Source organism: Clostridium sp. LS (genome assembly GCF_002760435.1).
Taxonomy (GTDB): domain Bacteria; phylum Bacillota; class Clostridia; order Clostridiales; family Clostridiaceae; genus Clostridium.
On sequence record NZ_AUUU01000012.1, the window covers coordinates 1 to 13798 of the forward strand.

At 30.1% G+C, this 13798-nt stretch carries 11 protein-coding genes; 1 reads left to right on the forward strand and 10 read right to left on the reverse strand.

Annotated features, from left to right (window positions below; translation table 11 throughout):
* Positions 1–189: 189 nt before the first annotated feature.
* Positions 190–798, forward strand: a complete 609-nt coding sequence (locus COL3_RS03030; RefSeq protein ID WP_008426665.1) for a cell wall hydrolase — start codon at positions 190–192, stop codon at positions 796–798.
* Between the two features lie 61 nt (positions 799–859).
* Here the strand turns inward: COL3_RS03030 and iadA are convergent, their stop codons facing one another.
* The 10 genes from iadA to COL3_RS03080 all read right to left on the reverse strand — a co-directional run bounded on the left by iadA (position 860) and on the right by COL3_RS03080 (position 13669).
* Positions 860–2035: a beta-aspartyl-peptidase gene (gene iadA, locus COL3_RS03035; RefSeq protein WP_008426663.1), complete on the reverse strand. Its 1176-nt coding sequence runs from the start codon at positions 2033–2035 to the stop codon at positions 860–862.
* Positions 2036–2193: 158 nt separating this feature from the next.
* Positions 2194–3474: a tetratricopeptide repeat protein gene (locus tag COL3_RS03040; RefSeq protein ID WP_008426661.1), complete on the reverse strand. Its 1281-nt coding sequence runs from the start codon at positions 3472–3474 to the stop codon at positions 2194–2196.
* Between the two features lie 151 nt (positions 3475–3625).
* Positions 3626–5245, reverse strand: a complete 1620-nt coding sequence (ptsP, locus tag COL3_RS03045; protein WP_008426658.1) for a phosphoenolpyruvate--protein phosphotransferase — start codon at positions 5243–5245, stop codon at positions 3626–3628.
* Between the two features lie 225 nt (positions 5246–5470).
* A complete protein-coding gene (locus COL3_RS03050) occupies positions 5471–6505 on the reverse strand; it encodes a ribonucleotide-diphosphate reductase subunit beta (protein ID WP_008426656.1) in 1035 nt (344 codons plus the stop codon).
* Positions 6506–6789: 284 nt separating this feature from the next.
* On the reverse strand, positions 6790–9021 hold the full coding sequence (locus COL3_RS03055; RefSeq protein ID WP_008426654.1) for a ribonucleoside-diphosphate reductase subunit alpha: 2232 nt from the start codon (positions 9019–9021) through the stop codon (positions 6790–6792).
* Positions 9022–9217: 196 nt separating this feature from the next.
* Entirely contained in the window at positions 9218–10573 is a 1356-nt protein-coding gene (locus COL3_RS03060) for a HAMP domain-containing sensor histidine kinase (RefSeq protein ID WP_008426651.1), read from the reverse strand.
* Positions 10545–11237 (reverse strand): response regulator transcription factor, encoded by a 693-nt coding sequence (locus tag COL3_RS03065; protein ID WP_008426650.1) that lies wholly within the window; start codon positions 11235–11237, stop codon positions 10545–10547. The genes COL3_RS03060 and COL3_RS03065 overlap by 29 nt, the downstream gene beginning before the upstream one ends.
* Positions 11238–11304: 67 nt before the next feature.
* The gene (locus COL3_RS03070; protein ID WP_008426648.1) at positions 11305–12084 is read right to left on the reverse strand and encodes a hypothetical protein; all 780 of its coding nucleotides are present in this window, start codon (positions 12082–12084) and stop codon (positions 11305–11307) included.
* A gap of 44 nt (positions 12085–12128) precedes the next feature.
* On the reverse strand, positions 12129–12686 hold the full coding sequence (locus COL3_RS03075) for a Fe-S-containing hydro-lyase (RefSeq protein WP_008426646.1): 558 nt from the start codon (positions 12684–12686) through the stop codon (positions 12129–12131).
* A 140-nt stretch (positions 12687–12826) separates the two neighbouring features.
* Entirely contained in the window at positions 12827–13669 is an 843-nt protein-coding gene (locus COL3_RS03080) for a fumarate hydratase (protein WP_008426644.1), read from the reverse strand.
* Between the last annotated feature and the right edge of the window lie 129 nt (positions 13670–13798).

The following is a 13798-nucleotide window of genomic DNA, read 5'->3' on the forward strand; positions in this document are numbered from 1 at the left end:
TTAACCTCCTTTGATGATGGAAAATAGTCTGGCAAATGGACTTGTTATTTTTTTGAATGTGCCTAACCTTTATTATTCTAGTTGAAATCGTTAGAAAAACCTATAAATGATTATAGAAATAAATAGTGTATATAATTACTTTCTTTGGTAATAATATTACTTGTTGCACTATACCTAAGGAGGTTTTTTATGAAAAAGAAATGTAGTATTTTTGTAACTGCTTTAATACTATATCTTTCCGTTATTAATGTAAATCCAACTTTCGCCACAGTCTCAGGCGAAGCTTGTAGTGAAACTCAAAGTATTTCTATAAATCAAAAAAGTGAGAAAAATTATTCAAATGATAATATAAATAATAATTCACAAAATAACGAAAAACATGATGATGTTTTAGAAGTTATTAATCACAATACTCAACAATTATATATAACGGGTGAAGATATAGACTTAATGGCAAAACTTGTTTATGCTGAAAGTGCTGGTGAACCATATAACGGAAAAGTAGCTGTTGCTTCTGTAGTATTAAATCGTACAACAGATCCACATTTTCCAAACACAATAAGAGAAGTTATATTTCAAAAGAATGCCTTTTCTTGTGTTAAAAATGGTAAAATAAACGCCAGTCCAAATCAAGATTGTTATAATGCAGTTTACGATGCAATTAAAGGTGTGGATCCAACAAATGATGCCTTATTTTTCTACAATCCGGCCACCGCAACATGTAACTGGATGAAAGAAACGCAGAAAGTCAATCAAACAACAATAGGACATCATACATTCTTTAAAACTAAAACTTAGATCCTATTACTTATGTAAAAAACAGGGGGAAGCTATTTTAAAATTTAGCTTACCCCTTTTCTTAATTTTCAAAAACACCTTTTACAAGTACTTCCCCATTCTCCATCATTTTTTTTCCATTTGCAAAAACTGTATCTATATCAAAGGATTTATCATCTACAATAACTAAATCTGCGTCTTTTCCGCACTCTATAGTTCCTTTATTTTTAAACTTCATAATTTCTGCTACATTTGAAGTCACTACTTTAATAGCATCTTCTATTGGTACATTTAGTTCTGTAATAGCAAACTTAACCTCTCTGTATAGTGTTGATACAGAACAAATTTTGTAACCTGATAATTTCCCGTCTTTATCAAACTTCTCCATGCTTCCATTTCCATCTGAAGTAAAAGTTATATGTTCTATAGGTAATTTTTCATCTATGTATTTCTTTAATCCCTCAGCTGCTCTAAGTTCACCTTCAGCTAAATTTTCCAAATCACAACTTGTTGTTAAATCTATAAATCCACCTTTTTTAACATATTCTAGTCCTGTTTTAAAAAGCTTTCCATTTCTATTAATATGAGTTGGTAACAATTGAGTTTCCGGAATTTCTGTTTTATCTATTAATTCGAATAAATAGTTCAACTTTCTTTCACCATCTCCCAAATGCACATTAACTATTCCAGATTTATTTGATAACAATCCGCCTACTCTACTTTCAGCAACTAGATTAGCAAAACTATCAAAGCTTGGTTGTGAACTTCGATGGTCAGATATAGCAATTTCCCCAACTCCGATTATTTCTTCAATTAACATTAAATCATCTTTAATTGATTCTGTTACAGTCCTAACAGGTACTTCATAAGAACCTGTTAAACAATATGCGGACATTCCATCTTGCTTTAATGCTTTAGCCTTAGCTATTAGTTCTTTCATGCTTCTGCATATACCATCTGTACCTATACATCCAACAACTGTGGTTATTCCAGCTTTCACTAAACTAGATAATGGCATTTCAGGCGTTCTTGTGTTATATCCGCCTTCTCCTCCAGCACCTATAATATGAACATGACCATCTATAAATCCTGGAAAAAGCAGCTTATTTTCTCCGTTAATAATTTCAATGTTAAGTGAGCTATTTTCAATATTAAGCTCATCATATATCCCTTCTATCTTACCACCTACTATTAAAACATCTTTAATTCCTAAATGCTTAGGGGCATACACATTGCATCCTTTAACTATTGAAATCATATTCTCACCTATCCTTCATCTTAAATAAATACTGATTATTATTTCCCATATTAAAACGCTAATCATGTATGTATATTTATGTTAACCTAATATAACTATTAATATAACAACATTTTATTATTAACTCACTTAAAATTCTGAACTCAAAAATTATATTTTTAGCTTTTTAATATTCCCACAATATTATCATTCACATAAATTGAATTCGGATAATTTTTGATTAATGTATTAGCATAAGTCTTACTCTTCTCCTTATCTATAGAATCGTTTAATAATGCTAATTCATATAACGCCTCTTGCGTATATACTCCCTTAGGATATTGTTTGTAATACTCTTCAAATTGTGATATTGCTGCTTTATCCGACAACTTAGATGATGCGCTTGCCCTATAGAATAAAATATGTTCCTTCAAGCTACTTCCTTCGCAATATGTATATGCTTTATCTAGTGATTGCTTAGCCTCTGTATAATTACTTTGATTAAAATTATTTAATCCAGATTCATAAAATTTTGATACCCCTTGATTTTTCATTAGGTCAACAGCTTTCTTATATATTTCAGAGTCCTCACTATTTATTGATTCTTTCTGTACATTTTTTATTTGTTCATATATTCCATCTAAATCATTATTAGATATTAGAATATCTAATTTCTTCTTATCAATATTAGTATTTTGTACCTCATTCTTATTTTCACTAGGTGAATTTTCTGAATTAACTTGCACTTTTTCTTTATCTTCTGTTTCCTTGTTTTTATCACCTATATTTTCTTCTTCTAAACTTTTGCTACCATTTTTCTCTGCTATATTATTAATATTCTTGCCTTTTATTTTGGATATAACTGCATATCCTCCAGTTGAAATTGCAATGATAACAAATAAAATTGTTATTAAAACTAAATTTTTTTTTGATTTATTCTTTGACTCTAAATATACCCCATTTTCTTTCAATTCCTTTTCAATATTTTTAGCAATAATTTCGTTTTGATCTATACATAAAGCTTTGTCTACATACTCTTTTGCTCTATAGAAATCGCCTTTTTTTTGATAGCATAAAGCAATCGCAGTATTTACCTTAATTGAATTAAAACCACTTTCTGCACATCTACTAAAGAAACCTAAAGCTCTATCTACTTTAAGTTGTGTTAACGCTTGTTCACCCAGTTTATATAATTCCAGCCGCTCTTCATCCGCTACTGAGTCTTTTATATATTTCTCTGCAATGCTATCATTATTTAAGTCTGAATTTAATTTCCAAACTGTGATTGCATCATTTAAATTACCTTTTTGATATAATAGAAGGCCTTTAAAATTTAATACAGTTGGATTATCTAATCCTTCTGACAGTATTTCTTCACATATATCTAATGCCTTATTTATCTTACCCTTTTCATAATAATTCATAGCTTTCTCATAAGCCCTTGTAGCCTTTTTATCCATAAACTTCCCCTTATTACTCTTACTATAAAATACTCTCATATTTTATAGTATATTATATTTTTTAATAACATCGCAATTAAATCAAAAATTAAAGCTACCTCAATTAATTTTGAGATAGCCTTAATTATATAAACGATATATTATTATAATATTATTCTTGCTCTAACATTATCTTCTTAGCATTTAAGATTGATGTAGCACTCATTGAGAACTCGTCTAATCCATATTCTACTAATGTTGGAATAGCTGCTTCATCTCCAGCCATTTCTCCACACATTCCAACCCATTTACCGTGCTTGTGAGCTCCATCAATAGTCATCTTTATTAATCTTAGTACTGCTGGATGCATTGGATTATAAAGGTATGAAACTTTTTCGCTCATTCTGTCAGCTGCTAATGTATATTGAATTAAATCATTTGTTCCAATTGAGAAGAAATCAACATGTTTAGCTAATTCATCAGCATATACTGCTGCTGCTGGAATTTCAACCATGATACCCCATTGAATCTTTTCTGAGTATTCTTTTCCTTCAGCTTTTAATTCTGCTTTACATTCTTCAACAACTTCTCTTGCTTGTTGGAATTCTTCCAATCCTGAAATCATTGGGAACATAACTGCAAGGTTTCCATATATAGAAGCTCTAAGTAATGCTCTTAACTGAACTTTAAATATGTCCTTTCTATCTAAACAAAGTCTTATTGCTCTGTATCCTAAGAAAGGATTCATTTCTTCTGGTAATGGTAAGTATGGAAGAGTCTTATCTCCACCGATATCTAATGTTCTTATTACAACTTGCTTACCTTCCATTTTTTCAAGAACAAATTTATAAGATTCATATTGTTCTTCTTCTGTTGGAGCACTGTCTCTATCCATGTATAAGAATTCTGTTCTGAATAATCCTACACCGTCTCCACCATTTGCTAAAACGCCAAGAACATCTTCTGGTTTACCGATGTTTCCGCAAACTTCGATTCTTCTACCTGATTTAGTAGTTGTTTTAACATCTATTAATTTCTTTAATTCTTCTTGTTCTGCTTGGAATTTTTCTTTTTTAGCCTTATATTCTGCTATAACTTCTTCTGAAGGATTTATTATTACATCCCCAGTTAATCCATCAACAATAACTGCATCTCCAGTTTTAACACAGTCAGTTATATCTCCTAATCCAAGTACAGCTGGAATTTCTAAAGTTCTAGCCATTATAGCTGCGTGTGAAGTTCTTCCACCGATATTTGTAATAAATCCTACAACCTTACTTCTATCTAATCCTGCTGTATCAGATGGAGTTAAGTCATGAGCTACTACTATTGTATTATCTTCTGTTATTGCAAAAGAGTCTCCACCCTTGCCAGCAAAATTTGATATTATTCTCTTAGATACATCTTTAATATCTGCAGCTCTTTCTCTCATATATTCATCATCCATAGATTCAAATATAGCAACAAAAGTATTAGTTACACTTTCAACTGCTTTTAATCCATTAATGCTATTATTCTCAATTTCCATCATCATTGCACCAGTAAATTCTGGGTCATCTAATAATGTTATGTGTGCCTCGAAAACAGCTGCTTTTTCAGCACCCATTTCTTTTTCTGCTTTAACTTTAATAACCTCTAATTGTGCCTTAGAATCATCTAGAGCTTTTTGCATCTTTTCTTTTTCAGCACCTATATCAGTTATTTTAGCATCGCTTATAACGATTTCTTCGTGTTCTTGTAAAAATACCTTTCCTATTGCATATCCCTTAGAAGCAGCAATACCTTTTTTCATAATATGGAACTCCTCCTCGATTGTAAATTTTGTTATAAAATATTACCCTTTACATTTTGTATATTACAAATCTTATTTTAAGTATAAACCCTTTCTATTATATCATAATTTACAAAAAAATTAAGTTAATTTAACTGTTTTTTTATGATTTTTTACTAAATACGCATGTCGCTAATATGTTTTATCCAACTTTTCCTATTATTTTAGTCTTTTAATAAATTAAATTTACAAATCATCAACTAAAGTTGTAGCTTTTGCATAAGCTGTAGATCTTGCTTCAAAGAAATCTGTTTTAACTGAATTAGCATTTGATAAAATATCCACCCAGGAAGCTGGATTTTCATTATGTTCACTAAATAATGGTTCTAAACTAATTTCTCTTAATCTTTTATTACCTAGATATTTTATATAATCTTCTATTAACTTCTTATTTATTCCTTGAATTTTATCTCCTATAACGTAATGCCCCCATAAAATTTCCTGCTCCACACCAGTTTTCATCATTTCTCTTAACTCGTTATTTATTTCTTTTGTAAATAATTCAGGGTTTTCATTTTGTAATTCTTTTATAATATTTCTAAATAGCCAGAGATGAGTATTTTCGTCTCTGTTTATATATCTTATTTCTTGTGCGGAACCTGCCATTTTGCCATTTCTCTCCAGATTGTAGAAAAACATAAAACCCGAATAAAAATATATACCTTCCAAAATATAATTTGCCATTAGAGTCTTTAATAAATTATGTTCGGTAGGATTATTAATAAATTCATTATATAAATCACCTATAAATTTATTTCTATTTAAAAGTACTTCATCATCTTTCCATTGATAAAGTATTTCATTTCGCTTTTCAGGTGAACAGATGCTATCAAGCATATAGCTGTAACTTTGTGAATGTACTGCTTCCTGGAAGCTTTGAATTGTTAAGCAAAGGTTTATTTCACTAGCTGTTATATAATTATTTATATTACTTAAGTTCGCCGTTTGAATTGAGTCTAAAAATATTAAGAATGATAAAATCTTATCATATGCATTTCTTTCCTCATCCAATAAATTTTGATAATCCTTTAAGTCTTGAGAAAGGTTAATTTCTTCTGGTATCCAAAAATTATTCATTCCCTGTCTATACCAATCCGATACCCAAGTATATTTCATATTATTAAAATCATTTAAATTAGTGGTATTACCATTTATAAGCCTCTTTTTGCCGATCTCTCTATCTCCAAATTCATTAAAAAGAGGTTTTTTATTTATGCTCATATTACTTCTCCTATTCTTCACAATACTTAAAAATCTTCTTTTAATAAGGAAGGATTCTCGACTCCCCCCCCAGTCGCTGAGTAAATTCGAGTTACCAAATCATTTTCTAAGGAAGTTAACTCGTATACACGAGTTAACTAAATTCGAGAACCCAAATGTAAAATTTGGACTCTCACTTTCACTTTGTATAAGTTCGAGTATCCAAATGTAAAATTTGGACTCTCACTTATCTGCTTTCGCCTTGCATAAGTTCTGCTGACCAAATACAAGATTTGGAGCATCACTTATGCTGAGCAAGTTTCACATTCAGTTACTTCAAGTGATTTTGATCTGACATAATAAATGGATTTAACTCCACATTTACACGCTTCTATGTATAAATTCATTATTTGTCTCATAGTGTAATTATTTGTGATATATAAATTAAAAGACTGACCTTGGTCTATATGTCTTTGGCGTATCCCATTCATTTTAACTGACCAAGTTTGTTCTATGTTGTAAGCTGAGTTATAGTACCAATAATTTTCTTCTGAGAGATTCGGTGCTGTTTTAGGAATTATACTTCCTTTCTTTTCTTCTAAATAGAATCTAGCCATAATTGGGTCAATTCCTTCTGAAGTTCCTGCAATTGTTGCCGTTGATCCATTTGGTGCAACAGCTATTAGGTAGCCGTTTCTAATACCATACTTATTAACTTCACTTCTTAGTATGTTCCATTTATCATCAGTGTAATTTCTTAATTCAAAATAATTCCCGTTATCCCAATCAGAATCTTTAAATACTTCATAAGCTCCCTTTTCTTTAGATATTTTCATGCTAGCTTTTATTGCATAGTAATTTATTTTTTCATATATTTTATCTGCAAAATCCATATGCTCATCTTCTGTCCAATGTATTTTATTATTAGCCAACATGTGATGATATCCACTTGTGCCAAGACCTATAGCTCTATACTTTTTATTGGTTATTTCAGCAAAAGGAACAGAATAATAATTTAAATCAATAACATTATCCATAGCCCTTATTTGAGTCTCTACAACATATTCCAATTCTTCGTCCTTAAGCACATCTACATTTCCTAGGACAATAGAGGAAAGGTTACATACAACAAAATCCCCCGGTATTATTTTTTCAACCACAGTATAACTATCTTTATCTTTTAAGATCTCACTCTTTTGTATTTCCATTGGACTCATGTTCTGCATTATTTCACTACATAAGTTTGAAGAATATATCATTCCCTTATGTTTATTAGGATTCATTTTATTCGCCGTATCTCTATAAAAAGCAAATGGCGCGCCTGTTTCAGCTGCACTTTTTATAATTAATCTAACTAAGTCTTTTACTGACATTATTCTTTTTTCTATTCTTTCATCGCTCACACATTCATAATATTTCTCTTCCCATTCTACACCGTAAAAATCCTCTAACGCATAACCTTTCACTGACTTTATCTCATGTGGACACATCATGTACCAATCAGCGTTTATATCTTTTTCAGCAAGTCTCCAAAACAAATCTGGGTAGCAAATACCCGGGAATACATCATGAGCCTTCTTCCTATCATCCCCGTTATTAGTTCTTATTTGAAGAAACTCCGGAATATCTTTATGCCACGCATCAAGCCATATAGCAACAGACCCATTTCTAACCCCTAATTGATCAACAGCTATGGCTGTATCATTAAATAGCTTAACCCAAGGAATTATACCACCTGAAGCACCTTTAAACCCTCTAATTGGAGCTCCTAATGCTCTAATTTTCCCCATATATATCCCCATACCTCCACCAAATTTAGAAACTTTAGCAAAGTTATCAAGAGATTTATATATACCTTCTAAACTATCTTCTACAGAGTCAACAAAGCATGAACTTAACTGATAAAACGGTTTTCGTGCATTAGACATTGTAGGTGTTGCCATAGTAGCCTTTAATGAACTTAGTACATCATAAAATCTCTTTGCCCAATATACCCTATCTTCTTGTTTTTCAGGGATTGCAAGATGCATAGCTATTCCCATAAACATTTGCTGAGGGAGTTCTATTGGATTTCTATTATAGTCTTGAACTAAATATCTCTTTGCTAAAAGGTCTATTCCACTATAATTAAACAGAAAATCTCTTTCTGGCTTTATCTCATTTTCTAATTCCAAAATATCAGTTTTTGAATAATTCTCTAAAATATATTTGCCATATAGACCTCTTTCTGTTAAAAGTTTAATGAATTCATAGTAATTTTTATATAAATCCTCATTGTTATCTAAATTTCTCGTATTTCTTACTTTATCATATAGTTCATACGTATACATAGTAGCAGCTGCATATTGCCAATTCGGCTCCGTATCTGTAGTTAATTCTAATGCAACTTGGGTTAATGACTTTCTTATATCATTATTATTCATTCCATCTCTTACTATGTGCTCTAAAGCATCTAATAATTTCTCTTCAGTATAAATTCCTTCACTGTCTTTAATTTTATAAACTGCATCCTTGCATAATTGATTTAAAGCTGACATTCCTCGAATCTCCTCCACCACATATTGTGTTTTTTCAATGCATTTTGTATTCTCTATACAACATATTGTACATTATAATTGCTAGGATAATATTTGTAAAACGCTAAAATTTATAGATATATATGAAAAAAGTAGCTAATCTTTAATTTTACATAGATTAACTACTTAATTGATATATTTTATTTATTAACATTTACTATTCTTTATTTATCGGTAGAATTAAATAAATTTTAAACATATCTCCTTCTTTTTTTATCTTAACTTCTCCTCCATGTAATTCAATTATACTCTTAGTTATAGCCAGCCCTAAACCTGAACCTTCGACTTTTGAATTTCTGGACTTATCTCCTCTTGCAAATCGTTCAAACATCTCTTCCTCATTAAAATTCATTTCATAATTTGCTATATTTTTCATTCCAATTTTAATATGGTCATTTTCTAACTTAATGTTAATATATACTCGAGTATTATTTAATGAATATTTTAATGCATTAATTATTATGTTTTCTATGGCTCTAGACATCATCTTCCCATCAAGTTCCATATATACTGCATCTTCTTCACTTGTTACTTTAAAAGAGATGTTCTTTTCTTCATATAACGTACTGTATTCGCCTATCCCCTGATGTATTAATGATAATATATCTATTAACTCTCTATTTAGTTTTATCTTTCCACTATTAATCTTTGACATTTCAAATAAATCTTCAATTAATAGTTTTAATTTTAAAGATTTTTTCTCTAATATTGATAAGTATTCTGCTCTTTCCTCTTCTGTTATATCATTATTCTTTAGTATATTTACATAATTTATTATTGAAGTTAATGGTGTTTTCAAATCATGAGATACATTAGATATTAATTCAGTTTTTAATTTTTCATTATGCACGCCATTTTCTAAAATCTCTTTATATCCGGCTTTTATTAAATTAATATTTTCAGCTAATTCTTTTATTGCAGGTGAACCATCAAGCTTAATATCTTCTTGTAGATTTCCCTCTCCAACTTTTCTAAGAGCATCATTTACAATAATTATATCTAATGTCTTTTTTAATGCATACATCATGGTCAGAAATATAATTATAATTACAAATACACTCCCTTTAAATGGATATGTCTGAAAAAATCTTACGAAAATATTATTTTCATATCCTCCAGTTGCTAGAAAATATAGATACACAATTAATAATATTAGTACTAATGATATAGATATTATTATTGTATTTCTTGTTTCCTTATATTGCAGGCCCTTTCTAATAACAAAAACCATATTCTTAACAAAATTGGATTCAATTTGCGGTGCTTTGGGATTCCTTTTTATTATAAGTATACTCTTCGTAATAAATCCGATATACATAAGAAATAACAGACCCAGCTTCATTGCATTATCTTGAATTTTATTGGCTGCTAAATCATGCTGTGCCTTATTTATTTGTATATAATCCCCTAAAATTGAAAACAAAACCAATGTTATTAGCGCTATCACTAATATATCTATTAAATAAATGCTGCTAAAATATTTTTTAATCTTCCTTCTCAATCTTGTATCCAATTCCCCACACCACCTTAATGTATTCAGGCTCTTTTGTGTTTATTTCAATCTTTTCTCTTATTCTTCTAATATGCACAGTAACAGTATTCTCACTCTTATAAAATATTTCTTCCCACACATTTTCATATATTTCTTTTATAGAAAATACTTTACCTAAATTTGAAGCTAATAAATGAAGAATTTTATATTCAGTAGCTGTTACCTTTACATCTTCTCCTCTTAACGTAATTTTTTTAGCAATAGTATCAATAACTAAATCCTTAACTTTAATTATATCCTGACCTTCTTCAACACTTAAAGGCTTTTCATAACGTCTTAATTGTGATTTCACTCTTGCTACTAACTCTAAATGATTAAACGGCTTTGTAATATAATCGTCAGCACCTACGTTTAATCCTAATATTTTATCCGAATCTTCACCCTTTGCAGATAACATTATTATTGGCAAGTTTTGTTTTTCTCTAATCTTTAAACAAGTTCTTATTCCATCGAGTTTAGGCATCATTACATCTAGTATTATTAAATGTATTTTTTCCTCTTCAAGAATATCTAGAGCCTGCAGTCCATCCTCAGCCTTAAATACTTTTAAGCTTTCACCTCTTAAATATATTTCAATTGCATCACGTATTTCTTTTTCATCATCAACTACTAATACATTGAACATACCAATTCCTCCTAAAGTTCACCTTTCATTTTACTTCCTACATTTCCGTGAACTTATAACTTTAAAATTAATTATATACTGCACTTTGGAATTCTTTCGAATTCTTAACCGGGTCAAAATCATGCTCTGTCTTAGCTACATCTTTAACTCCTGGATCCAATTTTATTGCTTTATTTAGGTAATTCATAGTGTTGGTAACATCTCCTCTTCTACCATAAATGGATGCTATACCGTAGTAGCTCCACACATAATCTTCAACTTCTAGAGCTTTATTATACCACTCTAATGCCTTATCCATATTTCCATATAATTCATATGTAAGGGCTTTATTGAATCGTGCATACCCATAGTTACTATCAATGCTTAGGGATTTATCTATATCCTTCATTCCATTATCATAGTCTCCATTATAAGACTTTGCAATTCCTCTTATATTATAGCCCATATTATTGTTTGGAAATTGATTTATGAGTTCATTGGCTTTATTAATTGCATTAGTATATTCGTGGGAAAAAAATAATGAATATGCTTCATTGTATAATTCATTTTCTTTTGCAGAATATTTTTGTTCCATACTTAATTTAGCGTTGTTATTATCATCATTGTTTGCTTGGGAGTTATCGTCATTGGTTTTTTCTACATCTTCACTTATTGTATTATTTATACCTGACTCTTCCTTACTTATGGGACTTGTTATCTCTTCTTGATTATTTCTTTTATTGTTATTATTTATATACCCATTATTCACCAAAAAATTATAAAATATTATACCTATTGCTATTATAATTAAAATTAGTAATATTATTATTTTATTTTTTTCTTTTCCTGGTAACTTAATTCTGCCCATATGTTTCTCCCTTTTCTTAATACAACTTTTTAGTTATAGGTACTCTATTTAGTTGAATTTATATAATCCTGTTGACCAATTTCGTAAAGATTATTTCCCTCTGCGTCTATAATAACGACTAATGGCATATCTTCAACTTCCATTCTTCTTATAGCTTCAGCACCTAAATCCTCATATGCGATGATTTCAGATTTAATAATACTTTTTCCTATTAGCGCAGCTGCTCCACCGATAGCTCCAAAATAAACTGCTTTATTTCTCTTAATTGCCTCAATTACTTCTTCATTTCTTGCACCCTTACCTATCATTCCTCTCAAGCCAAGATCCATGAGCGTTGGCGCATATGCATCCATTCTGTAGCTGGTAGTTGGTCCTGCTGAACCTATTACTTTTCCTGGTTTTGCTGGCGATGGGCCAACATAATATATAGTTTCATCTTTTATATTTAAAGGTAATTCCTTTCCCTCATTTAGTAAATCTATTAATCTTTTGTGTGCCGCATCTCTAGCAGAATAAATTACTCCGCTTAATAAAATACTATCTCCAGCCTTTAAAGTAGATATCTTTTCTTGTGTAAGAGGTGTTTGCAATCTTATTTCCATTTTTATTTCCTCCAGTACTATTATAAATCCTCTTAATCCTATACTTATTTCCAAATAAATTCGTATCAGAATATTTATTTAAGTAAATTTTTTGCTAATAGCAAATTTCTTATACAAACTTTCAATCTTATCCTTAATTTCTATATTATAATTTCTTTATGTCTAGTAGCATGACAATTTATATTTACAGCAACAGGCAATCCTGCAATATGTGTTGGATATGTCTCAATGTTTAATCCTAAAGCTGTAGTCTTTCCTCCAAATCCTTGTGGTCCAATTCCTAATTCATTTACCTTTTCTAATAATTCTATTTCCAAATCTCCATAAAATTCATCGTTATTTCTAATATTAACAGGCCTTAATAATGCTTTTTTTGCTAAATAAGCTGCTTTATCAAAGGTTCCTCCTATTCCAACACCAATGACCATTGGCGGGCATGGATTAGGACCAGCTGCCTTAACTGTATCTATTATAAACCTCTTAACACCATCTAGACCATCAGAAGGCTTAAGCATGCCTATTTTACTCATATTCTCTGATCCAAATCCCTTTGGTGCTAATGTAATTTTAACCTTATCACCATCAACTATATCATAATAAATTATAGCTGGCGTATTATCTTTTGTATTTATTCTTTTAATTGGATCTCCAACAACTGATTTTCTTAAAAAGCCCTCTTCATAGCCTCTACGTACACCTTCATTAATTGCATCTTCAAGTCTTCCCCCAACTAAGTGGACATCTTGTCCTACTTCAACAAAAACACACGCCATTCCAGTATCCTGACACATAGGCATTTCCTCATTGCTAGCGATTTCTGAATTAATAATTATCTTATCTAAAACTTCTTTAGCTAACTTCCAAGGTTCCTCTTCCTTTGATTTCTGTAAGGCATTTCTTATATCTGATCCTAAAAAATAATTAGCTTCAATAGATAAGTTTCTTACAGCATCTCTAATTAATTCAACATTAACTTCTCTCATATAAACAGCTCCTCTATGTATTACTTACATTAAGAATAGAATTATCAAAAAACTAATTCTATTCTTATTTATGCTTATCACTACATATAAGTTTAAAATTATTTCTCTTTCTTTACAACCCCAAATGAA